Raw genomic sequence first — 24,699 nt, forward strand, 5'->3', positions numbered from 1 at the left:
TTCAGACTTTTGCTGAATATGGCATGCGCTTCCAGATTGAAGAGAGCTTTTTAGATGATCAGTCCAATGTCTGGAATATCCAGAAATCACAGATTCGTTCTGTCTGTGCTTTTGGGAGTGTCAAGAAATTTGTGTAAAGGGAAAATTAGAAAAGAAAAGAATTAGGGTGTTCAATAGCAAAACAAGCAAGAGCCGCCTTCCAATGCTGGATGGGCATAGTCCATTTACGGCAAATACGTTGCAAAGCCAGGTATAAGAGTTTGAGTAGAGAGTCTTGGGAAGGGAAAACTCCCTTGGTTTTAATGACCTTACGAAAAGAACGATTGAGAGACTCAATAGCGTTAGTGGTATAAATTACCCTCCTGATATCCGGTGGATAATCAAAAAACGGGATAATGTATTCCCAGGTATGGAACCAGAGCTGACCGATGGCAGGGTAACGCTGGTCCCATTTCTGGGCAAACTCCGTCAGGGCATGTTCTGCCTGGGGGACGGTGGCAGATTGGTAAATAGTCTTGAGGGAAGCGGCCACCTCCTTGCGGTCTTTGTAGGAAACATAATTGAGACTGTTCCTGAGCAGATGGACAATACAGCGTTGTACTTTCGCCTCCCGAAAGACTGCGGCAATAGCTTCAGGGAAGCCCTTGAGTCCATCAATGCAAGTGATGAACATCTCCTGAACCCCACGGTTACGAATTTCGTTGAGCACCGAGAGCCAAAATTTAGCCCCCTCTCCTCCTTCCGATAGCCATAACCCCAGAACCTCTTTGTGTCCCTCAATGTTTACCCCCATGGCGACGTGGAGTAAATGGATGGAGACCCGCCCTTCATGGCGTATGTTCACCCGCAGTCCGTCTAGCCAGACGATGGGATAAACGGCTTCGAGCGGGCGATTCTGCCATTCCCTGATGTCTTCCTTTACCTCCGCCGTTATCTGGCTCACCAACCCGGCCGATATTTTTACTCCGTAGAGTTCCTCGATTTGTTCTTGGATATCGCGTGTGCTCATGCCATGGGCGTATAACCCAAGGATTTTTTCATCTAGTCCCTGGATTCTTTTTTCTCGTTTCGGCACCAGTATTGGCTCAAAGTTACTTTTTCGGTCTCTGGGTACATTAATGGTCATTTCCCCCTGGGCACTCTGGATTGTCTTGTCAGAATAGCCATTACGGCTATTTGACTCTTCCTCATTTTGCTCCAAATAGTAGCTTAGCTCTCCCTTTAGTGCCCGTTCTATCAGCCGTTTACCTAACTGCTTGAGCAGACCGTTCTCCCCCAGGATTTCTTCCGGGGTTGAATAATCCTTTAACAGTTCATCCATTAATTTATCGGCTACAGTATCCTCTTTTTTCTTCCTTGCCATCATTGCCTCCTTGCTGAAATGGGTTAATTTGTATTCTTGCTTTTACACAAATTAATTTACAGTCCCAGCCCTTAACGTGCAGAGGTTACTACACAACTGGTTCCGTCCTCATGGAAGTCTGGAGAAAAATACCACTCCGGCTATGGCCATGGGCTTTATTGACCGCCCTGTCGAAATTGCAGAAATCCTTAATTCTAGAGGCTTCTGCCAATTCACTCCTTAAAAGGACAGTGCCTGCCGGTGGGGATCGGGCCGTTGGTGGTAATAACGGTAGCGGCGATAATCTCGCAAAATTTGCCCGTGGTCAAAACAAACCGGGTCGGGAAATTCCCACAGATCAAAAAAGCCGACGGTTTTGGCATCGTCCGCAGCTTGGGGTCTGCCGGTGGCTGCCGCCAGGAATACTACGCTGAGGGTATGTTGCCGGAGATCTCTGCGGGGGTCCGAGTAGGCATAAAACATTTCAATTAACTGCACATCCAGGGAAATTTCTTCCTTAGCTTCCCGCAGAGCTGCCGCTTCGAGGGTTTCTCCATAGTCCACAAAGCCTCCAGGCAGGGCCCAGCCGTGGGGCGGATTTTGCCGTTCAATTAATAAAATAGGCCGCCGGGGTTGATCAATCATTTCGATAATCAAGTCCACCGTGGGAACGGGGTTACGAAAAGTCACAATTATGCCTGCTAATGGATAGAAATTAATTCAATAGGGTTAATACTTAACTATAATTTAGGTATTAGCTGAGTTTTCCCCGTCATTCAATTCTCAATAAAAACAGAACTATAGTTCTCTCAGGAGAAGAGATAAGGCCTCTTACGACCGCCCCAGCTTTAGATACCTATCTTTACTTTATTCGAGGGGGTATCCAAAAATAAAATAAATGGTTGCAACAAAAAAAGTATCACAAATATCCCGTTTGGTCATTTGTGAGGATACGACTGAACGCATTTGGTTAAACGGTCGTTGAATCGGCGGAGGGGGTAAGCAAAAACAATTGCTGGCAAAGACAATGATTTCTAATCATCGTAGGCGATTCGGATTAATTTTAATTAATTTTGCCACACTTTCTTTTGTGGTGGCTTCCGTTGGGTTTTGGCTAAGCTACCGTCAACAAGTTAAGGAGACCAAGCGCATATTAGAATCGGTAAACTCCCATAGCTCAACGCTAATTGCTACTCTCAAAAACAATTTTGATCAAAAAAAAACCTTAGATATTCTCAATACTTACCATCAAAACCCAAGCCGTTTTCAGACAGAAGAAATTATCATCGGTAAAAAATCAGGGGAAACAATAGACTGCATATATTCCCGTCGTCAAGGCCATCCTAGTTGCGATCTTACTTTTGAGCACAGTCTAACTAATCAAGATTGGGCAAAACCAATGAAGTTAGCCTTGGAAGGTCAGAAGGGCTCCGAAATACTCAAGGACTATAGGGGTAAAGAAGTGATTGCGGCCTATTCCCCAGTCGCCCCCTACAGTTGGGGAGTGGTCCACAAAGTCGATCTAAGCGAAATTCAAGCCCATTTTCTGAGGGGTTGGTGGATGGTAGCCATCGGTAGTTTCTTAATCAATGGCGTTGGCATCTTTTTATTTTTCCGCTTTACTTCCCGAAATTTATTAACATCGGAAGAGGTTGCTTCATATAAGCAACTCCAGGAAAAACTGAACCAAGATAAAGATTTTATAACCGCGGTAATTAATAATACCAATACATTAACAGTGGTGGTGGATAGTGAGCGTCGTATAATTGCGATTAATTTGCCCTGTCAAGAACTTTTCGGAATTACATTAGAAGCAGTGCAAGGGAAAACATTTGCAGAAGTATTTATCCCCCAATTTAATGCTGATTTTTCCGTTAGTATGATCACTGATTATCATGATTTTTCCCAAATTTATCTGACAAATGAAAGCGATTTAAAATCACCTACAAAATATATTGTTGAATGGCAAGAAATTCCCTTTATAAATCCCAACAACAAAATCAATTGCTATATTTTTAATGGCATTGAGATCACTGAAAAATATATCTATGAAAAATCCCTTTATGCTTCGGAGTCTCGCTTCAAAGCAATGTTTAATAAAGCGGCGATCGCCATTTTAGAAATAGATGGAAATCGTCAAATAATCAAGGCTAATAGGACAGCAGAAACCCTCTTCCATCACCCCAGAGGTGAAATGTTGGGGCATTTCTTAGACGAGTATGTAAGTCCGATGGATCTAGATAAAGAGTTGCATTTCTTTGGAGAACTAGTAACGAATAGTCGTAACTACTATCAAATGGACATTCAGTATATTAGTCAAAATAAATTAAGCTTTTGGGGGCAATCTATTTTCTCTGGCATTTTTGATAATAATAATCAGTTTGACTATGCCATTGTCATGATTCAGGATATTAGTAGTCAGCGTAATGCTGAGAAAGAAAAAATAAAGCTTGCAGAAAAAAATAAAAATCTCGTTAAAGCCCTGGGGGAAATCGTCTATTCCTACAATATTGTTGAAGATGTTATCGAATGGCAAGGCGGAGTAGAAAGTATCCTTGGTTATACTCCTGGGGAAATGGGAACTTCAACAGAGCAATGGCTAACATTGATTCATTCGGAGGATCGAGCTTCTATTGAAAATGAACTTAACCTAATCAAAGATAATCATACTAATTTTTTTGAAAAAGAATATCGGTTGCTTGCTAAATCTGGTCAGTTCATCTGGGTGGTGGACCGAGGGGTGACTATTTTTGATCAAGACAATACTTTGTTGAGAATTGAAGGAATATTAGCAGATATTACCGTGCGAAAAGAAGCTGAAGAATCCTTGCGTAAAACTAATGCAGAGCTCATACTATCTCTAAATAAATTGGCAGATTATAATCAGGATATTTTAAAAATCAATGAACTTAATGAATATTTGCAAACCTGTCATCGAACCCAAGAAATCTATGAAGTAGTGCCACATTTTCTGAAGATGCTTTTCCCTGACTGCAACGGCGCCATTTTTAAGATTGATCAAAAAAATCAATTGGTCACCAGTATTTTGGGATGGGGAGAAACATTAAGTGAAGAGTTATTTTCCGTCACTGACTGCTGGAGTTTACGTCAAAATCAGGTTACTAGCTATCCAAATACTACCCATCGTCCTCACTGCTCCCATCTTGACAGTAACGTTATGGCTTCCCTGTGCATTCCTTTAGTTTCCATGGAAAAAGGTCGAGGCTTACTGGTAATTACTAGTGCCAAAGATACAAATTTCACTGAAAATAAGAAACAGATTGCCATTGCTTTAGCAGAGAATATATCTTTGGCTCTAAGCAATCTTGAACTTAGGGAGATTTTAGAGTTTCAAAGTATTCGCGATTCCTTAACGGGTCTTTATAACCGTCATTATTGGGAAGAGTTTTTAAACAGAGAAATTGATTACGTCCAACGTTCTCAACGACCATTGGGGATAATCATGCTAGACCTGGATTATTTTAAGCAATTTAATGACAACTATGGCCATGGGGCTGGAGATGAATTATTGGTTGAAGTGGCTAGATTATTCCAAGATACTATCCGCAAGACCGATATTGCTTGTCGTTACGGAGGGGAAGAATTTTTAATTATTTTGCCCGATACATCTTTGCAAATGGCGACGGAAATTGCCGAAAGAATCCGAGTCAAAATTTCAGAAGTTTGTTTGCATTCTCAGGGTAAAGCTTTGTCATCAATAACGGCATCCTTTGGTGTCACTTGTTGCACGAGTGCAGAAGCTAAATGTGAGTTGCTAGCTCGGGCAGATGCGGCACTATATCAGGCTAAACATGAGGGACGAAATCGGATAGTTAAAGTCTAATTTATGTCAATTTTTATAAAAATTAGTGATAGGTGTTAGTGAAAATGGATGAAATAAATAATTATTTAAGTGCTATTTTGACGATGCAAAAGCCATTGTTAGCAACGATTGGCCAACCTGAAAAAATTCGTCAAGTTTTAGAATGCCTAGGGAAAACATTGGCAGCGGATCGGGTGTTTGTAGTGCAGTTGATTGCTCCTGAAACAAACGAGGGTCATTTTACCAAGCTGATTGAAGAGTGGTCACCCTCAAAAGTTTTACCTGGGGCACCCCTCAAGCTGAGTCGTACTGAGAGCATTGAGGATTGCCTAGGGGATGATTTTTACCGTATTAGTCAGGGTCATTGCCTATTTTATGCCCAGAATCAACTAACGGCGTTGGGCATCTCAGCCAAGGGTAAAGCCTGTGCAACTTATCCTTTATTGATCGACGATCGCCTGTGGGGATATTTTGCCCTTGAACTTAAAGCAAGAAATACGCTGTTGCCGGAGGTTGCCCAACAATTGATCGAGTTAACGGCCGATAGCATTGCCCTGGAAAAAAAATATCAAAACCGGGAAGACATCGAGCTCCATTGTCAGCAGTGTCAACTATTTCATCACACCGTTTTTTCTCAGGCTGAAATTGGCTTGGCAAGGGTGGGCTTAGATGGTCGCTTTCAACATGTCAACAATAAGTTGTGTCAAATTGTTGGCTACCCAGAGAAAGAGCTAATGGCCCTCAGCTTTCAAGAGATTACCTACCCCGATGATCTCGGCGATGATTTGCACTATGTCCAACAATTATTAACGGGAAAAATTGAACGGTATTCCATGGAAAAACGCTACATCCGTTCAGATAAATCCCTAGTATGGATAAGTTTAGATGTGACCCTAATCCGGGATGCCAACGAAACCCCCGAGTATTTCATTTCAGCTATCCAAGATATCAGTTACCGGAAACAGATAGAAACTGGTCTAAGGGAAAAGGGCATAAGTTTTTATCAAGTTCTGAATCAATTACCCTATCCTGTGATTATCTATAATGCGGAGGGGGAAGTCTTATTTATTAACCAAACATGGACTACCGTCACGGGTTACCAGCACAGCGATATTCCCACCATTGATGCCTGGATAGCCAAAATAAAGGATTCGGAAAAAGTTAAGCTTCTAATTAAAGATGTTTTTGAAACGAAGAAGCAAACAAAGAAAAAACAAATTCGGGTGAGGACAAAAGCAGGTATTATTCGCATATGGGATTTTACTTCAACTAACCTAGGTCGCATTTTTAATCAGGATAATGTGGTGCTTGCCACTGCGGTGGACATGACCGAACAGATATCCGCTGAGTTTAAAATTAAGCTAGCCAACCAAAAATTATCCCATTCCGTCGCCTTACTAGAAAAAAATAAGCATCAAGCTAACTTACTTAATCATCTCAACTTACAGTTACAAACCTGCCAATCCCTGTCTGAATCCCTATTAACCATTGAAGCCGTTGGCGGAGAACTATTGGAAAGTCGTCAAGGTTTTTTGGCGATCGCCGATGTCGAAGGAGAGAAACTTACAACCCTAATTCGCTGGGGTGATGGCTTAAACGTTAAGGACAATTTTAGTCCCCAATCCTGTTGGGGAGTCCGGCGGGGTAAACGCCATTTTATGTTGGATCCAAGCCAGGGCATTTGCTGTCACCATTTCCAGGCAGAAAAAATAAGTATTCCCTACTATTGTGAACCACTAATAAACAATAATATCTTACTGGGAATATTGGGTGTTTCTCTGCTTGCAACGGAGACGATTGTTACAGACCTCTCAGAACAATCATGGGAATTGGATTTTCTCGGAGAACTATTAGCATTGTCCCTATCAAATTTGAGATTTCGGCAATTGGCAAAAGACAATCTCATCCATGATTCAGTGACAGGTTATCAAAATCGTAAGGCTCTTTTACAAATCTTAGCGCAGGAAAAAATCAAACAACATAATTCTACTGCTGCTTCACTGCCACCGTTCCTCACTATTTTAGGCATTGAGAAATTCAAGCAAGTTAATCAGCTACTTGGCTACGATGCTGGCAACAATTTACTGAAAAGTTTACTTGATGATCTCCGTTATTGCTTAGATCCTCAATCACAAATCTTCCGTTACGAGGGTATGGTATTTGTGATTTTATCTCCGGAAGAAATCAAAGAAAGTCTAGTTAATATAATCGACTCCAAGTGGAAAAAGTTAAAGCAGCAAAACAAAGAACTTATGGAAATTGATTTGCACATCTGGACTGAGACTATTCTTCTTACACCTGAAAAAAATCAATCAGTTGATCATTCCATTCAAAAAATCATTACTTTCATGAGCCAAAGAAATCTACAGTAATCGTTCGACTTGGAATATAAAGACATGGAATCTTTACAATTTTGATACCAAACTTTCCCATAAAATAGCCCTATAATCAATAACTATTTGACTGCAAAAAATATGAATATTTGGTGCTCTATCGAAGAAATTTAGATGGATAAGCCCTCGAAAAATGCTATAGTTCTTGGCTTTAATACCACTGTTAACAGCGAAGTCATGGCCATTGTTTGCACATTCTCTATTCCCGTTGGCCAGTAATTTCCACTAAACTGGTTTGCCCTGTCCAGGCTAAACGGCGATCGCCGCAAAAATCATCAAAACGATCTATTAAAAAACCGATGAAACGGTAATTTTTCCAGCCATATCCTGGGCTGGCTTATCGGCAAGTTTAGATTCTTAAAGAAGACAAAGATATGCCCGTTAGAGTGGTAGGATAGTGGTGTGCGATCCTGTACAAATAAATCGTGTCTATCTGACATGGCTTTAGATGATCAGTCTTTTATCTACAAACAAAATGACTTAAAGCTTTGCCGTGAGAAAGACACTTGCCAGGATAAACCCCCTATCAAATGAGCGTTGCGGCTGTTGTGTGTGCGTCAAGTGGATTCGGAATTTAGTTTATTTTCATTTAGACCTTGGTAATTTAGCCCAATCAATAATATGCCCTAACTTGTAATGAAACCTCTGTTTACCAAAGTATTGTCTGGGCTTCAATCTCGACTAAGTATCGTGGTTATAACTGGCTTACTTGGTGGTACAGGAATCTATGTTATTTACAGCATGGGCCGTTTGCTCAACTTGACCCATCAGCTTTACCATCACCCCTTCGCTGTCAATGTCACCGTTGAAGGGATCAAGGCGGATATTTTTGCCATGCACCGTTCCATGAAGGATGTGGTCTTGGCTGATTCCTCCGCAGAACTTAATCAGGCTGTTCAACAGGTGGATACGCTAGAAGCAAGCGCCCTAGACCGGTTTGATGTAGTCCGGAATGGCCTCCACGGCGATCGCCAAATAATCGACCAGACTGAGCAAACTTTCATTAACTGGAAGCCCATCCGGGATCAAGTCATTGCGTTGCAACGAGCAGGTAGGACGCGGGAAGCCGCAGCAATTACTAAAGGCCAGGGAGCTAATTACGTTGACAGATTGGTAAAACAAATGGATTCCGTAGAGGAAGTTGCCCAGAATCAGGCGCAGATTTCCCATGACCAAGCCCACAACACCTATGTTCAGCTTCTTATTGTCTCGGTTATCCTACTTGTATCTACTGTCAGTTTGAGTGTGGTATGGACTCTCTGGCTCACCCACCTAATTAAACAACGCCGCTTTTCCCAAAACCGATTGGCTTTTCAATCTCGGCGATCGGAAGCCCTGCTGGAGTTACCCAAACACGCAGACCAGTTGAGTGAAGTTGCTTTTTTACAACGAGGGCAAGAATTTGCCGAAGAATTAACCGGCAGCAAAATTGCCTTCATTCATTTCGTCAACGACGATGAGCAAACCATTGAGCTAGTGGCATGGTCCCGGGCCACCCTTCAACATTATTGCCATGCCGTAGTTGACCGCCATTACCCAGTGGAACAGGCCGGAATTTGGGCCAACGCCCTACGTCAACGCCAGCCGGTAGTGATTAATGACTATGCAGCCCATCAGGGTAAAAAAGGATTACCGGAAGGCCATGCCCACCTGGAACGACTGATCAGTGTACCAGTTATAAATAACGGCAAAGTCGTCATGCTGACTGGAGTGGGAAATAAGGTTACCCCCTACACCGATCAGGATGTGGAAACGGTGCAATTAATCTCGAACGAAATTTGGCGCATTACCCAATCCCATCGCCTTTACGAGCAACTAAAGATAAGTGAGCGCCGCTATCGTCAAGCCCAATCCATTTCTAATATCGGTCATTGGGAGGTAGACCTGAAGAGTAATGATTTTTACTGGTCTCCAGAAGTCTTTGAAATACTAGAGACTAATCCCGCCGATTTCCATGGCAGTCTGGACGATTATATTGCTATTGTTCATCCTGACGACCAAAAGGAAGTGGCTCAAAAATATGATGATTTACTCAAAAAACAAATTAATTTTAATTCCGTTCACCGTATTGTGACTGCCGCTGGCAAAGTTAAACACGTTCGAGAATATTGTGAAACAAACTATGATAATAAGGGTAATGGCATTAACTCGGTCTGCGTTGTCCAGGACATCACAGAACAAGCCCTAGCTGTGGAAAAACTGAAAGAGTCAGCCGCCGTTTTTCGGAATACATCAGAGGGAGTCATAATTACCAATCTAGTCCCGGTCATTTTGGATGTTAATCAGGCATTCACTGAGATCACTGGCTACTCTGCCATTGAAGTGATTGGTGTTAATCCAAAAATACTACAGTCAGGTCAGCAAGATAGTGCTTTTTACAAGGCTCTTTGGCAAACGGTAAAGGAAAAAGGAAGCTGGCGGGGAGAATTGCTCAATCAGCGCAAGGACGGCAGTTTATATAACGAAAAACTTACCATTGATACCCTCTACGATTCCCAGAACCAACCCATTGGTTATGTTGGGATCTTTTCTGATATCAGTGGCCAAAAGAAAACTGAGCAACAATTAACATTTTTAGCCCACAATGATTCTCTGACAGGGTTAGCCAATCGCTTTAGTCTTCAACAGCATCTTGAAAATGCAGTGCTAAAGGCCGAGGCTGCGGATGGGAAACTTGCCGTTCTGTTTATCGATCTGGATCGATTTAAACAGATCAATGATACCTTTGGTCATGTTATGGGCGATAGATTGCTTCAAGAGGTGGCTAAACGCTTACAACAGGTGGTTCGGGGGAGTGATTTTACCGCTCGGATTAGTGGTGATGAGTTTGTCCTGGTACTTGATCGAATAGACTCCTTAGACCAAATTGATGATGTAGCCAATCAAATTTCCCAACGGATTTTTTCTCCATCTTTTATTTTAGAGTCCCAGACAATTTATATTACCGGTAGCATTGGTATATCCTTATTTCCCCCAGATGGAATCACCGCAGATATCTTGATCCGCAATGCTGATATTGCGATGTATCAGGCTAAACAAAAGGGACGTAATCGTCATTGCTTTTACGACAGTGCCATGGCTAGTCAAGCCTCCAATGCCTTGAAGATTGAAAATGCCCTGAGAGAAGCTGTCAAACAGCCAGCATTTCGGGTGGTTTATCAGCCAAAATATGATCTCCAACAACGGCGATGGCGGGGGACAGAGGCCCTGATTCGTTGGCAACACCCTACACTGGGAAATGTACCACCAGCCCAATTTATTCCCGTTGCAGAGCAAAGCGACCTCATCCTTCATATTGGTGGTTGGGTATTAAATGAAGCGTGTCGGCAGGGCAAAATTTGGTTGGACCAGGGCGTTGACTTTGATAAGATTGCGGTCAATGTGGCGGGGCTTCAATTACTCCAACCTGATTTTATTAATGTGGTGAAAACAGTCTTGCAATCCGTCGGGTTTGACCCTAAACATCTAGAACTAGAAGTGACAGAGGGATTCATTATGCAACACCCGAGTAGCCAAATTAAACAGTTGCAACAGCTTCAGGATATGGGGATTTCGATCGCCATTGATGATTTTGGTACGGGTTATTCCTCCCTGAGTTATCTGAAGCGTTTACCCATTAATACCCTAAAAATTGACCGCGCTTTTGTGGATGGCATCCCCCATGATGCTGATGATGTGGCGATCAGCAGAGCGATTTTGACCCTCGGCAAAAGTATGGGATTGTTGATCGTAGCAGAGGGGGTAGAAACCAAAGCCCATGCAGAATTTTTAAGAGCAGAGGGTTGTGATATAGCCCAGGGTTATTTTTATTCAAGGCCAATACCACCGAGCGAATTGCCCGATGTATTCCAGTCGGCATCTCCGGGCTAAGCAGAAGAAAGAAGACAAGGGAAAAAGGAACGATCTAGAGAACAATTGGAAGGGGAAGGGTTTGTTTTTTCTCCTTCCGTCATTCATCCCAATTAAGGATGCGTCTAGTTGTTGGCTTCGGAACCACTGGCAACGGGCAATGCACAGTCACCATTGGCACACATTCCCTTTTCCCTCTGGGCTAAAATTTCCGCCAAGCTCGGCCGTCCTGTCCAGCTCAAACGGCGATCGGCCCAAAAGTCGTAAATCTTATCCACCAAGGGGCCAATGATAGGCCAACGGGTGGGAGCATACAGCCAACCAATACCCAGCACTTGGTACACTTCCCGAAAAACCGCCACGTTTTTGATCACTGTCCCGTCGGCCTTCACAGCATGGATGCGGGCCATGGCATCCTCAAAACTAACATCGCCATGGTCTTGGGGATTGTAATCCGGCTGGGCAATGTCCACAAAATTAACCAAGCCCCGGCCCCGGTCTTTGCTACGGAGAAAATTCACTTCCCTCAGACAAAGGGGGCATTCACCGTCGTATAAAAGTTCAATTTGCCAATTTTTCACCGAATTTACTCCCCTAGGGTCAAAATTTCCACCCCATTTTCAGTGACGGCAATGGTGTGCTCAAACTGGGCGGAGAGCTTGCCATCCTTAGTGATAGCAGTCCAACCGTCATCTAGTAGCACCGCTTCCCAGGTGCCTTCATTGATCATGGGTTCAATGGTAAATACCATCCCTGGACGGAGTCTTTTGCCCTTACCTGCTTTGCCGTAATGGGGAATTTGGGGGGCGGTATGGAAAATTTTACTAATGCCGTGGCCGACAAAATCCCGAACCACGGAAAATCCCTGGGCTTCGGCATGCTTTTGGATCGCCGCTCCAATATCACCAATTTTGCCGCCTGGTTTAACTGCTTCAATGCCTAGTTGTAAACATTCTTCGGTGACTTTGACCAATTTTTCTGCCACTGGGCTGGGGGTACCAACAAAAAAGGTGCGGGAACAGTCGCCATGGTAGCCGTCCAGGATAGGAGTAACGTCAACGTTGATGATGTCTCCTTCCTGCAACACCCGTTTGCGGTGGGGGATGCCATGGCAGATAACTTCGTTGATGCTGGTGCAAATGGATTTTGGGAAACCGTTATAACCAAGGGGGGCGCTGATGGCTCCGTGGGCTTTTGTCCATTTTTCCGCTTCGTCGTTGAGATCTAGGGTGGTTATGCCCGGTTGCACCATTGGTGCTAGGTGATCGAGTAGGGCCGCCGCTAGTTGGCCCGCCTGCCGCATTTTTTCTATTTCTCGGCGGGAAAGGAGGGTAATAGTGTCGCCCATTGATAATGCTTACTCTTACTGTAAAAAATCAAAAGATATTGCTGGTTGTACTTTAAGTTTAACCAAAACTTCGACTGAGTTCACTCTCCCATGGCAGGGACGTGATGTTCAAGGGGTAAGTGGAAAGGCAGACTTACAAGGGTTCATCATCAAGGAGGACTCTGATGGAGGTAATAGCGGTTCAGTGCTTCCAATAGTTGGTCAATGTGCCCTGGGGAATGGGTGGCCATGACTGAAAAACGCAGTCGGCTGTGGGGAACGGTGGGGGGACGAATGGCCGGAGCAAAAATTCCTTGGTCTCGCAAATACTTGGCCATTTCCAGAGCGTTGGCTGGGTTGGCGGCTCCTACCCAGAGGATGGGGGCATTGCTTGGCGATCGCCGAAAGTTTGATTTGACTAAACGTTCTAATCCTTTGGCTAGGTAATCAACGTTGTGCTGGAGTTGGGCAACCCGTTCTGGTTCCCGTTGGATGAGTTCGATGGCGGCCAGGGCGGCGGCGGTGTCGGCGGGGGAAAGGCCGGTGGTGTAAATCCAGGTAGCAGCTCGATTCCGCAGAAAATCAATTAGGGCAGTACTGCCAGCAACGTATCCCCCCAAACTCCCCAAGGCCTTGCTGAGGGTTCCCACCTGAATCCAATCTCCCACTGGTAACTGAAAATGCTCCCGGCAGCCCGTTCCAGTTTTTCCCATAGTGCCAGTGCCATGGGCATCATCCACTAGCAACATACTTTCAAACCGCTCGGCGATCGGCACTAATTGGGGTAGGGGACATAGATCGCCATCCATACTGAACACGCCATCACTAAGGATCAAACAACGGCGGTGATGGTCTCGATGTTGCACCAACAGATCGGTCAAAACTTCCGGGCACCCATGGTCATAGTTAATTACCTTGGCTCCACTCAACTGTGCTCCCCGCTTCAGGCTGGAATGATTGTATTCATCCGCCAAAATTAAATCCCGCTTACCCACCAACGCCGTGATGGTGCCCAAATTAGCCAAATAGCCAGAGCTGAACACCAAAGCGGCTTCCGTCCCCTTCCACTGGGCAATGGCCTGTTCCAATTGTTCATGGAACTGACGATGGCCACTCAACAACCTCGATCCCGTACTCCCCGTCCCCCACTCGGCGATCGCCTTGGTGGCCGCTGTTTTTAGGTGGGGATGGCCAGCCAAGCCAAGATAATCATTACTAGCAAAGTTAATTAGCCGTTGCCCCTCCAACTCAATTTCTGGCCCTGGCCCCTGGGTAATTAGCTGGGGATGGCGATGCCAATGGGCCCGCTGAATGGTTTCTAGAGCATCTTCTAGCCAAGCGTAGGCAGTGGAACCAGTAGCCATAAACTTCAAACTGAATAAAACAAACCCCCCAACCATTATCTAGAGGGGGGAGTTTTTTTCTTTTTTTTTAATGGCGGGAGGCGGATTTGAACCACCGACCTTCGGGTTATGAGCCCGACGAGCTACCAGACTGCTCTATCCCGCGTCGCTTCAAACATCATAACTGATGGGGGAGATTTTTGCCAGAATTTATTTTTGAGGGCAGATTCACTCCATGGGCAGTGACCTAGAGAGTAGGAATTTTAGGGATTTTCAAAGTAGATGGGAGGTATCTGGCGGCAATGGTCACAACTAGATGACATGACGCGGTCAAATACGGGGGTAGTCGCAAAATTCGGCGGTAAAGTGGATTGTGGTTTTGGCTTAAGAGCAATTTTTTGTCCCGAGCCGGCCTCAATATAGTCTTTACGGACTAACTTTCCGTTTTCCTGCACTAGCAGAATTATATTTTCTCCGCTGATAACTCGCTCTGGCTCCCAGGGAAAATAAAAGTATAAACCTGGGCTGTTCGAGGATAAGATAAACTTGTTATTGTTTACTATATGTTCTTGCCAAAATGTAGGAAAACTAGTTTCAGAATAGACTCGATAAATTCTTGGAACAAATTCCCAGTCCGAAGGAAATAAATACATGGTCTCTAGTACGAAAGGCAAGCTCCAATCGAAGGGATTAATTTGCTTTCCTGTCACTAAACCTGGAGCCTGCAATAAAATTGTTGTGCCATCTTGTAGATCCGGTGCGAGGTAGATTATGTCCTGTATAAAAGTCTGTTGAGATTGCCAGCTCAAGCGATATTGGTGTTGAACATCTAAACAAAAAGTAAATAAAAAACCTAACTGTAGGGATAAAATTGATATTATTATGTACTGTCTAAATCGCCACCGGTGGGCAGTAAGCAAAAGCAAAATCCAAAGACAAGCAAAAATAAGGGTTGTACCCAAGGAAGCAGCAAAATGGACTCGGGAGGCACGACCGTCAATGACTGTCACGGATAGTAGTAGAGCCGAAGGATAAGCTAAAATTGTCATCACCAAGCCTACTATTAAGCAGTGCTTCCAGGAGTCAAAATCAGGATTATCACTAGGGCGTAATGCCTGTCCCCAGCGAGAATTGAATAAGTTAATTAAAATAAACAAAAATAGCAGTGAGCTAATCAGTAAAACCGGCCAATATTGTCCCAATAGTTCGTTCAAAACTTGTACGGGACGGAGAATAAATGAGCCTAGGGAAACCAAAGGACCTAATGTTACCTGTTGAGCAACTTTTTGTAAGGCCCCAACGATTCCTATGCCACTAGCTCTTGATTCTCCAGCCCAACGGCGAAGTAAAAAGTAGCTAATGACAATGGCTAAAACAATAAAGCAATGATAGATTTTTTGTTTTTTTGTTGTTTGGTGAGGACGAAATAGAGGAGCGGTTAAAAAAATCAGAAATAAACTTTCATAGTTTAGTAAGGATAAAATTGCCAATAAGTAACTAATTCCCCTCAAGCAAAAAGTAAATATTTTTGAATAAGAAATGGTAATATAAAAATGAAAGGCTAATAATAAAAACAATAGAGATGTTTGCAGACCAAAAAGATGCACGAGATAGCTAAAAGTTGTGTCCGCTGGGTAGAGACAGAAAAACATACTGGCTATCAATGCCCCATAGGTACTGTAAGTAAGTCTGCGTACAAAAGCAAACCACAGACAGGTGTTAAGACCAAGAATAATAAAACCGATTATATATAATGCCTGAATACCTCCAAATTTAGCTCCCCAAAAGGGAATAAATATAAGTAGAGCCATATGCACCGGGCGACCCTGCCAAAAGCTAGTGATAGCAGCATATAGAAGATTCCAATTGTGGTGAAAATCATTGGCGATTCCCGTAGCAACAAACCCCCAGTCATCCTCGTAAAGTCCAAAATCTTTTGCTAATAAAAAATGAGCGATCCATGTTAATACTAATAAGAATAGATATGGAAAAAGAGCTTCTATTCTAAAGTTAAAAATTGAGGCAGGAAATTTATTTTTTAGAGCCTCTTCACTGTTTTTTTGAAAACCCATATCAACCTCCTAAACAGGCAAGAAATCAGGTTCAGAGTCCAAGCCGTAGTAATCTCTGTCTACAAATCTCTGTTCACAGATGCCAAAAGCTGTTGATTCGTCTAGAGTGGCAGTCTTCGTGATCACAAACTTATGAATTTCTCTGTTGTGGAGTTCATCAGCCAACTTCTGGCGAATAAAATGCCGGTAGTTAATGGCAAACATTGGTCGAGCAAGATAGGCCTTATTCCAACCACATAAAACCATTGACAACTTAAAAGGATTTTGATTCAAAAAAATGAATAGTGCTTCTGCCAACTGTGGATAAATGGGATTAAAAAAATCATCCAGGACTATGATGCCGTCGTCTGACAGTAGTTCTTCACACAATTCAAGGTCATTGATCACAGCCCTGCCTGTGTGTTCACCATCAATATGAAGCCAACGACAAGTAGAACGTAAATCACCAAGGGAGTTAACTGTTACTCGATAAGAAGGTTGCTGAATGTATTTCCCTCTGGTGCCCAGAATGGGAGCAAGGTTGACTTCTGCATCTTCAATATGGCGGGTGCAATCGATCAGGACAAATTCTTCTGTTTCTTTGAGGTGGAGGGATGACATCAAAGCTGACAGACCTTTATAAACCCCAATTTCCAACATATTGCCATGGATACCATGGGTATTTTGGAAACTTAGCAAAGCATCCCAGAGGGCCGCACTCTGTTCCAGAAAAAAACCAGGAATTTCCCCCTGCAATTGCTTAAATTCACCTAGCTTCGAGAGATACGCATAATTGTCTTGGATTGATAACATAGGAACGTCGGTAGTCGGTGGAACTCTGGATAACTTTGTTGATTATGACTACTGACGAGTTTTTTTGCTCCATTTAAGGAAAAGCTACACCGCAAAATAAGTGGCGGGCATAATTGCATTACACCACTTTAAAGCCTGGCTAAAGATTTCGTAATCTTGGAAGAAGAAAACGTTGCCCCAAGAATTTTCCAAGGAATAGTCAGAGTTACAGTAATAACTGACTTCGTGTTGCCCCCAAATGCGATAAATGACGATATGCCAGCGGTAGTCTCTTTGCCTCATAGCTGGCACCAGATCCGCTAGATGGTTCATGGCTCCGGTCTGCCCAAAGGGGAAAGTGGGATCCCAAAATTCCGCTAACACCACTGGATAACGAAAATCTCCCATGCCCTTAATAACTTCTAGGTCAAAACCCTCTGCGTCAATTTTGACTAAGCCAATATCATCAGGTAGGATCCCCGCTTCATGCAAACTAGCAATGGTTTTGACTTCCACCGCAATGCTGTCTTGGAAGGCCAAGCCTTCAGTGAGGGAATGGCGAGTTAAACTGCTGTAGAAACTGGCATCATCAAAAATTTTATCTTCTGTCTGATCCACCACCAGATGTAAACTCCTGGTTTCATTGGCGGATCCTAGGGCGTAACCAAGGGCATGAAAATTGCTATTTTGTCCCAATCTTTCTTGTAATTGAGCTAGTACTGGTGGAAAAGGTTCAAAGGCATAAACTTCGTAGCCAGTCTGTAATAATCTAGCGGAGACATCGCCTCGGTTAGCGCCCACATCGATCGCCCGTCGGTGGGGAAGACAGGAATAAAGATAAACCATTAACTCAATGTCGATCGCCTGGAAATAGCTGGGGTCGGTGATTACTTTAAATTTCTGATCATGGACATCAGCGGCAATCTGGGCTAAGTTCTCCCGGACAAAAACAGTCTGGGCTTGATTTTCTTCTTGCAATTTCAAAAACTGACCGGTTAATAACTTCTGATAACTTTCAGCTTCCCCTCTGATATTTTTAAATTCTTGGTGGATATAACCATTGCTTCTTTCAGATTCCTCTCTAATTTTTTTAAATTCTTGGTGTACCAGTTGATCACTTCTTAGAGCTTCTTCTCTAATTTTTTTAAATTCTTGATAAATATTCTCGATTTCTATGCGATGTTCTGCCATCATCCTCTCGAAGATTACCTGCCGCTCTTGACCGGTCTCTATCAAGTATTGCAATGTCTTAACCTGGTCTAGGGCAGACTTAATTAAGAAGATTTGGCTCTCCATGATTTGATTAGCATTTTGAGTCTGTTGCTCTGTAAATGCTCCAATGGCCTGGCGATTCTGTAGGCTGACATCTTTGACGTAATCCGTTGCTTCTCGAAGGTAGTCTAATTTTTCCAGTACAAGATCCTTCAAGGATTTGATTCGTTGGATGGCGCGGTTGTTTTTTAGCAATTGCTTGAGCATTAGATGACAGAAAGATGGAGAGTAGTATCAGCAAGAAAGATAAACTAGAGACATTATTTGAGTAAAATAAGTCAAAACGAACTAGATTTTACGACTGGTTTCAGGCATTAACAAATCCTGACGGATGAACACCACTTCTTTCTGCAATAGGGTACCATCAATGGGCGATCGCCATTCGCCAGTTTCGTCGTAATAGCGGAAACCCAATTGTTCTAGGAGATTGAGCATCTCTAAAAAGACCAGGGCATTTTCGTCGTAGCGGACATAGGAAAGTTCTGCCACCACTAAATCCACTTGCTCGAGGAAATTTTTTGCCCCCGCCAAGACAATATGTTCGGCGCACTGCACATCAAGTTTGAGGATACCCCGCCCTTGGAGATTTTCTTCTTCAGCCACCTGGTCTAGGGTTTTAACCGCCACTGTCACCGTTTCATAGTCCCGAAAGTCTGCTGGGATGAGCAGGGAACTGCCATAGAGGTCGGGGGAAACCTGAAAACTGAGCTGCCCTGATTGGTTAGAAACGGCAATCTCGAGGAATTTGGCCTGGGGAATATTCTTCAGGTAATAGTTGCGGGCGGCCTGTTCATAGCGATTAATCAGAGGATCAATCAAAATAAACCGGGCTCCGGGAAAAAGTTGACTGGCGGTATGGGACCAAATGCCATGGGACGCCCCCGCATCCATGACAAAATCAGGACGGTAATGGTTGACATCTAAGCGACGCATCACTTGATACACCTGGGCGTAATCTCTATAGATCAGGCTGGGTACTGGAGGTTCAATGAAATGCACTAAGTCAATCGGCGATCGCCGGAAGACGGATTCAAAGCGGTCATCGGCGGCCTGTCCTTCAGCCAGGGAGTCCCAAATCCAACTATCAATATTTTCATCTCCAAATTTTTCCGCCACGGCTACAGCATTTTCCCTAAGAACTCTTTGACGTTGGGGGTCTAACACTTCGGCTACGGCGGCCCCAAAGCTCTCTGGAGTATAGTCACAGACCACGCCAATCTGAAAACGATGAATAAAACTAGCGGCGGAGGTTTTTGGGCTCCCCATCAAAATTACCGGGGTGTTGGATGTGGCCAGGGCAAACAAGATCCGTCCAGGTAAGCTTAGCTGGGAAAATTGGGGTTGATCATCCCGCTCATCCATGGTGCCATAAGGAACCACAATGAAAGGATATTCCTGCAGTTTTTCCACCAATTTATCCTCGGGAAAAAGCCCTTGGGGATAAATACCTTTAGCTTGTAAATCTTCATTAGACTCTGTCAGCCAATAATATTTAGAGTTGCCATACCAATCTAACTGCACACCAGCTTTCTTCGTACTGTGGCAGAGGTCAGAAAACCACTGTTGGCTCCAGATACTACCTAGCAGAGCGCCTCGTTTTTGTTCACAATTGTCTGAAGTGGGTTGAAAAATTTCCGTTTTAATTAACCCATGGGGAACCACCGCTGGCAAAATCCAAAACTTTAAACCAAATTTATTTTCATAGGCATCCCGCAGTTCTGGGTGGGTGGCAAAGCGCACATCTCCCTTTTGCAAAAATTCCTCCATGAGGGCATCGGAAATATTATTAACTGTTACATTCTGATCGTCCATAATCCAAATACCCATTGGCGCTCCAAATAATTCCTTAATGGCGATCGCCGTCAGCACATCGGCAGTACTATAGGGGACACAAAAGATCCGACTAACTTGGTGGTCAGCGAAAATATGAGTAATATTGGTGAAAATATCCTTACGAGTCCAGCCATAATGGGGAAAATGATAGGATTGAACACCAAAGCAATGGTCTCCTCCATAGTCATTATTCACACGCACAGAAATAATTTGACTATCATCAGCAAAAACTCGGCGTATCAAGGCTCCCGTACCATGGCGAGGGGTAACCTCATTTAGGGTGATAACCACGCTGGCATCGGCGACCTTGACTAAATTTTGGATTTTTTGAAAACGATAATCTCTGGGGTGACCTTGGGCTAAAGAGTCCCACATCCATTGAGCCACACCATCAGCACTGAGATTTTGTCCTAAAAGTAGCGACTGACGCCGCATATTCTTCTGATTATCTATTTGTATAATTTCATTTAATTTTTGGGAAAATTCCAGGGGTCGATAACTACTAACTAAACCCAAACCATTACTTACGATAAAATCACCAATCACACTTTCAGGATTTCCTAAAGCCAATATTGGTAGATTGGCGGCAGCGGTGATTAAACAAATAAGATAAGGTAAACTCAGACTAGTTGATTTTGGGTTATTACCATGGTTGTCAAAACTTTCCGTAGGAATCACAGCAAAGTTGGCAGAACGCATTAGAATAACCAACTCATCTTCTGATATTTTTCCTTTAAAATTAATTCCATCCTTTGCTATTTCTTCTTCTTTAAACATCAGTAACTGGCGATTAGGATCACCATACCAATCTAGTTCTATACCTGCAGAACTACAAAGCTTACGTAATTTATCTAAGTATTCTTGACTCCAATTATCACCAGCAGTGATCCCTTTACTTTCCGCTAGATTATGGTCGTCAATATTCGGAGCTTCAGTTTTAATTATTCTTCTCTCTATTACCGGAGGAAAAAACCAAAATTTACGATTAAATCTACTGCCATAGGTTTCACATAATTGTGGAGATCCCCCCAAACAAAGATCTGCTTGATTAAACAATTTCCAGGCTAACTCTTTTTCTTTATTATTAAAAGAAATAAACGCGTCCTCTATTATTAGTACACACAAAGGACAGTTGTAAAGACGTTTAACTGCCAATCCTAAATAATAGTCTTCAGGACAGCAGGGAATACAGAGAAGGCGCCGAGGAATATAGTGATCTAATTGACGTACTATCTGTGCAGACAGAATCTCCCCAGACTCAAAATATAAATCGCCAGAAGAAAGCTTAAGTGTATTAGTGCTAAAATCGAAGGTGTTTTTAAGGACAGTTTTAATGTTATGGGAATTATTGATTTCGCAATAACCCGCAATTAAGTCAATTTCTTTGAATTTTATACTTCGTTCAAGAGCTAACAACGCCCCAAGCAATTCCTGTTGTAAGTTGTAAAAATTGTTGGAGATTTCAGACATTGATAGGCTAAAGTAATTAGGGCGACTAAACCTTCAAAAACTAGACATTCTTCACCTATTTCGGCGACAAGGAGAATAGGACCCCTCTCTGTAGTAATCCTATCTTCTTCCGATATTAAGTGCATCTAGCCACAGGTCACAAGAGTGTATTGAGATCATTGTAAGCGACTTCTTGCAACCACTACCATGCCCCATAATATTTTATTAGTTTCCCATTCTGACTTTCCCGCCAATAGTGCAGTGCATGTTCATCATTATGCAAATGAATTAGTAAAGCTTGGGTGTGATTGTGTTGTTGCCGTCCCCTATAATCAAGATTCAGTCAAGGAAATGCCTAATTGTTTGTATTCAGTGGTTGATTACAACCACATGGAGCAACTGCCCAGTAAATTTGAAAATGGTTTTCCTCCTCAAATTGTTCATTGTTGGACTCCTCGGGAACATGTGAGAAAGTTTTGCTGCCAACTATCAGTCCAATATGATATTGCCCTTATTATTCATTTAGAAGATAACGAAGAATGCGTAACTAGTCGATTCCTGGGAATATCTCTGGATAATTTTGATACCCATGCAGAAAAGCTTTTACCCCATAATCTCTCCCATCCTCGAAAATTCAGGGATTTTCTGAATACAGCTGATGGAGTCACAATTATCATTGAAAAGCTTAAGGATTTTATTGAGCCAAATATCTCCTATTTAAATCTTTTTCCCGGTGTTGATCCCGTAGAGTTTTATCCCCGTCTTCCTGATTTAGACCTGCTCAAAAAACTAGAAATTAGCGAGAAATCGACAATCATTTGTTATACCGGGAATGTGCACTTAGCTAACCAAGAAGAGGTAAGGGAACTTTACCTAGCTATCGGTGCTAGAAATCGGGCTGGAAAAAAAACAGTGCTAATAAGAACTGGTATAGATAATAACCTAGATTTTTTAGGTGAGAATGATTTATGGGTTAAAGAATATGTCAGGGAATTGGGATGGGTAAAGAGAGAAGAAATTCCTTCGATTTTATCTATTGCAGATATATTAGTACAACCTGGAGGACCAGATGAGTTTAACGATTATCGTTTCCCATCCAAAATACCGGAGTTCCTCGCTATGGGAAAACCTGTTATACTTCCTAGGACAAATATTGCCAACCATCTTACTCACCTTGTCAACTCCTTTATTTTGTCAGATGTTAATTGCTATTCCCTAGTTGAGACCATTGATTTTTTGATGGATAATCCAGAGATTCGTTCAAAAATAATTCAAGGTGGTCTCGAATATGCTAAAAATCATCTAGACTGGGGTAAAAATTCCAAGAAGCTGCTAGAGTTTTATGATTCTGTCATCTCTGTGTCCTGTAGTGGCAATGAAAAACATAAACTAAATCAAAGATTCAAATTGTTAATTAATGACTATCGACAAGCGAATACTGTGAAACTAAATTTACTAAACGAAAATCTGAATAACAAAAATCAGTATATACAAAATCAAGAATATCAAATTAGTGAACTCCTGTCATCTAAACAACTCCTGGAGTCAGAGATAAACGCTATGCGTAGTAGTAAGTTTTGGAAGCTAAGGGAATTATGGTTTGGTATTAAGGAAAAACTCCTCTAAACTGCCTGGTGTCAGTTTAATTTCTCAAAACTGCTATTATTTCCCCAACAAACGACACTTTTTGTATTGCTCTATGAATAGTCAAAAAAGCTCGAATGATTTAAATAACAAAGTACATGTTTTTACTAGCTGTACGAGTTGCTATATCCCTAAGGCAAGGGTGCTAGCTGAATCAGTCAAAAAGTTCCATAATTCAATTACATTTCATTTAGTTTTGTCTGATAAATTACCTGATTTTTTTGATTTACAAGATGAATATTTTGATTCAGTAATTTTCATAGAAAGCCTTGATATAGATGATTTTCCTCAATGGGCTTTTAAGCATTCAGTAGTAGAAATGTGTACAGCAGTTAAACCATTGGCCTTCCGTAAAATTTTCTCGACTTATAGTGAGTGTCAAAAGATTATATTTTTGGATCCTGACACAGCTATTTTTTCTAGCTTAGATGGCTTATTAGATCATCTGGAAGAAAACAGTATCCTGCTGACACCTCATCAGCTTGAGCCAGAGAAAACAGAGGAGAAAATTAGGGATAATGAGCTAGCTATTCTTAGACACGGGATCTTCAACCTTGGTTTTATTGGTGTTAAAGCTAGTCCAGAAGGTCATAAATTTATAGATTGGTGGTCTGACAGATGCCTTAATTTATGCTTTATTGATCCGGCCAATGGTATTTACACCGACCAGCGTTGGATAGACCTTGTCCCATCTTACTTTGAAGACTTTTATGTTATTCGAGATCCGGGATGTAATGTCGCTAACTGGAATTTAAGTAATCGAGTTTTAACAGGTGATGTTAACACTGAAATTTTTGTTAACCAGTCCCCTTTAGTTTTTTATCATTTTTCTAGTTCCCAGAGCATTATGTCGGATAAGCACGATGTCGTTAATGATGTTTCGGGCTCATTATTACAATGGTATCAAAAAAAATATATAGATATGGAAAGTCTAAAATATGGCAATCTAGAGTCCTTTTATAATTTCTTTGACAACGGCGAATCAATTTCTAACCAGGCGAGAATTTTGTACCGTTACAGCAAAAAACTACAAGAACTTTTCCCAAATCCCTATGACACTAAAACCCAAAAGCGTTCATTTTTTGAATGGTTGCAACTCAACAATTCTATCCAGCACGACATAGGCAGCCTATACCTTGGCGATTTAGAGCATGTAAACCATCACGAAAAAATCTCTGCCCTAAGTAAAAATATTGATTTGCTAAGGGGGGAAATTAATATCGTTACAGCCGAGATGGCTGCCATGGAATCCAGTAAATTTTGGAAACTGCGCACTGCATGGTTTGCCCTCAAAAGTATCTTCAAAGGAGAATAAGCTCAAGTTTTAGGTAGGCTAACTGCTCACTCTCTCGTTCATCCCAACCATTACGGCGGATTCTATGACGAGGTGGTACAATGAGGGACAAATATTCAGGGGAGTTCATCGAAAAGTAAAATGCCAGCTCTATCAGTTGATCTAAGAGAAAGAATAGTCAAGACCTATGAAGGTGGTGGAACCTCAATTAGAAAAGTAGCAGAGCAGTTTCAAGTAAGCAAAACGACCGTTCAGGATTTGCTTAAATTGAAACGAGAAACGGGACA

The 24,699-nt window shown here is 42.5% G+C and carries 14 protein-coding genes, 1 tRNA gene and 1 pseudogene; 6 read left to right on the top strand and 10 right to left on the bottom strand.

Translation table 11 applies throughout. The features are described from left to right. Positions 1-145: 145 nt before the first annotated feature. Positions 146-1,363 (bottom strand): IS256 family transposase, encoded by a 1,218-nt coding sequence (locus H6G45_RS05565; RefSeq protein WP_190597401.1) that lies wholly within the window; start codon positions 1,361-1,363, stop codon positions 146-148. A gap of 67 nt (positions 1,364-1,430) precedes the next feature. On the opposite strand from H6G45_RS05565, the pseudogene H6G45_RS19485 reads away from it, so the two are divergent. Further along, positions 1,431-1,586 (top strand): annotated as a pseudogene (locus H6G45_RS19485) (IS1 family transposase); the annotation flags it as partial. On the opposite strand, the gene H6G45_RS05570 reads toward H6G45_RS19485, so the two are convergent. Beyond that, on the bottom strand, positions 1,583-2,032 hold the full coding sequence (locus tag H6G45_RS05570) for an NUDIX domain-containing protein (RefSeq protein WP_190597403.1): 450 nt from the start codon (positions 2,030-2,032) through the stop codon (positions 1,583-1,585). The pseudogene H6G45_RS19485 and the gene H6G45_RS05570 overlap by 4 nt on opposite strands. 337 nt (positions 2,033-2,369) lie before the next feature. Between H6G45_RS05570 and H6G45_RS05575 the strand changes: the two genes are divergently transcribed. From H6G45_RS05575 to H6G45_RS05585, 3 genes are all read left to right on the top strand, one after another. Continuing rightward, positions 2,370-5,186 carry a diguanylate cyclase gene (locus tag H6G45_RS05575; RefSeq protein WP_190597405.1) on the top strand — a complete coding sequence of 939 codons (2,817 nt, stop codon included), beginning with the start codon at positions 2,370-2,372 and terminating at the stop codon, positions 5,184-5,186. A gap of 83 nt (positions 5,187-5,269) precedes the next feature. Further along, positions 5,270-7,537, top strand: coding sequence for a PAS domain S-box protein (locus H6G45_RS05580; protein WP_190597407.1), 2,268 nt, complete (start codon positions 5,270-5,272; stop codon positions 7,535-7,537). A 711-nt stretch (positions 7,538-8,248) separates the two neighbouring features. Then, positions 8,249-11,428, top strand: coding sequence for an EAL domain-containing protein (locus tag H6G45_RS05585; RefSeq protein WP_190597410.1), 3,180 nt, complete (start codon positions 8,249-8,251; stop codon positions 11,426-11,428). A 104-nt stretch (positions 11,429-11,532) separates the two neighbouring features. Here H6G45_RS05585 and H6G45_RS05590 read toward each other — a convergent pair whose 3' ends face one another. The 8 genes from H6G45_RS05590 to H6G45_RS05625 all read right to left on the bottom strand — a co-directional run bounded on the left by H6G45_RS05590 (position 11,533) and on the right by H6G45_RS05625 (position 21,495). Continuing rightward, positions 11,533-11,988, bottom strand: a complete 456-nt coding sequence (locus H6G45_RS05590) for a DCC1-like thiol-disulfide oxidoreductase family protein (RefSeq protein WP_190597412.1) — start codon at positions 11,986-11,988, stop codon at positions 11,533-11,535. A 5-nt stretch (positions 11,989-11,993) separates the two neighbouring features. Continuing rightward, positions 11,994-12,755, bottom strand: a complete 762-nt coding sequence (gene map, locus H6G45_RS05595) for a type I methionyl aminopeptidase (protein ID WP_190597414.1) — start codon at positions 12,753-12,755, stop codon at positions 11,994-11,996. 149 nt (positions 12,756-12,904) lie between these two features. Then, positions 12,905-14,098, bottom strand: a complete 1,194-nt coding sequence (bioF, locus tag H6G45_RS05600; protein WP_190597416.1) for an 8-amino-7-oxononanoate synthase — start codon at positions 14,096-14,098, stop codon at positions 12,905-12,907. 71 nt (positions 14,099-14,169) lie between these two features. Continuing rightward, positions 14,170-14,243: transfer RNA gene (locus H6G45_RS05605), tRNA-Met, on the bottom strand. 97 nt (positions 14,244-14,340) lie between these two features. After that, positions 14,341-16,149 (bottom strand): hypothetical protein, encoded by a 1,809-nt coding sequence (locus H6G45_RS05610; RefSeq protein WP_190597418.1) that lies wholly within the window; start codon positions 16,147-16,149, stop codon positions 14,341-14,343. A gap of 9 nt (positions 16,150-16,158) precedes the next feature. Next, the gene (locus tag H6G45_RS05615) at positions 16,159-16,941 is read right to left on the bottom strand and encodes a class I SAM-dependent methyltransferase (protein WP_190597420.1); all 783 of its coding nucleotides are present in this window, start codon (positions 16,939-16,941) and stop codon (positions 16,159-16,161) included. 84 nt (positions 16,942-17,025) lie between these two features. Beyond that, positions 17,026-18,348, bottom strand: a complete 1,323-nt coding sequence (locus H6G45_RS05620; RefSeq protein WP_242018067.1) for an FkbM family methyltransferase — start codon at positions 18,346-18,348, stop codon at positions 17,026-17,028. Between the two features lie 132 nt (positions 18,349-18,480). Continuing rightward, the gene (locus H6G45_RS05625) at positions 18,481-21,495 is read right to left on the bottom strand and encodes an FkbM family methyltransferase (protein WP_190597424.1); all 3,015 of its coding nucleotides are present in this window, start codon (positions 21,493-21,495) and stop codon (positions 18,481-18,483) included. Positions 21,496-21,681: 186 nt separating this feature from the next. Here H6G45_RS05625 and H6G45_RS05630 point away from each other — a divergent pair, with 186 nt between their 5' ends. Together H6G45_RS05630 and H6G45_RS05635 are read left to right on the top strand one after the other, a co-directional pair. Beyond that, positions 21,682-23,100, top strand: coding sequence for a glycosyltransferase (locus tag H6G45_RS05630; RefSeq protein WP_190597426.1), 1,419 nt, complete (start codon positions 21,682-21,684; stop codon positions 23,098-23,100). A 73-nt stretch (positions 23,101-23,173) separates the two neighbouring features. Further along, positions 23,174-24,433, top strand: a complete 1,260-nt coding sequence (locus H6G45_RS05635; RefSeq protein ID WP_190597429.1) for a glycosyltransferase — start codon at positions 23,174-23,176, stop codon at positions 24,431-24,433. Positions 24,434-24,699 lie beyond the last annotated feature (266 nt).

This window comes from Synechocystis sp. FACHB-383 (assembly GCF_014698605.1).
Lineage (GTDB): Bacteria > Cyanobacteriota > Cyanobacteriia > Cyanobacteriales > Microcystaceae > Synechocystis > Synechocystis salina.

Coding starts and splice junctions, on each gene's coding strand:
- H6G45_RS05565 (WP_190597401.1), bottom strand. CDS start 1,363: ATGGCAAGGAAGAAAAAAGAGGATACTGTAGCCGATAAATTAATGGAT.
- H6G45_RS05575 (WP_190597405.1), top strand. CDS start 2,370: ATGATTTCTAATCATCGTAGGCGATTCGGATTAATTTTAATTAATTTT.
- H6G45_RS05580 (WP_190597407.1), top strand. CDS start 5,270: ATGCAAAAGCCATTGTTAGCAACGATTGGCCAACCTGAAAAAATTCGT.
- map (WP_190597414.1), bottom strand. CDS start 12,755: ATGGGCGACACTATTACCCTCCTTTCCCGCCGAGAAATAGAAAAAATG.
- bioF (WP_190597416.1), bottom strand. CDS start 14,098: ATGGCTACTGGTTCCACTGCCTACGCTTGGCTAGAAGATGCTCTAGAA.
- H6G45_RS05610 (WP_190597418.1), bottom strand. CDS start 16,149: ATGGGTTTTCAAAAAAACAGTGAAGAGGCTCTAAAAAATAAATTTCCT.
- H6G45_RS05615 (WP_190597420.1), bottom strand. CDS start 16,941: ATGTTATCAATCCAAGACAATTATGCGTATCTCTCGAAGCTAGGTGAA.
- H6G45_RS05625 (WP_190597424.1), bottom strand. CDS start 21,495: ATGTCTGAAATCTCCAACAATTTTTACAACTTACAACAGGAATTGCTT.
- H6G45_RS05630 (WP_190597426.1), top strand. CDS start 21,682: ATGCCCCATAATATTTTATTAGTTTCCCATTCTGACTTTCCCGCCAAT.
- H6G45_RS05635 (WP_190597429.1), top strand. CDS start 23,174: ATGAATAGTCAAAAAAGCTCGAATGATTTAAATAACAAAGTACATGTT.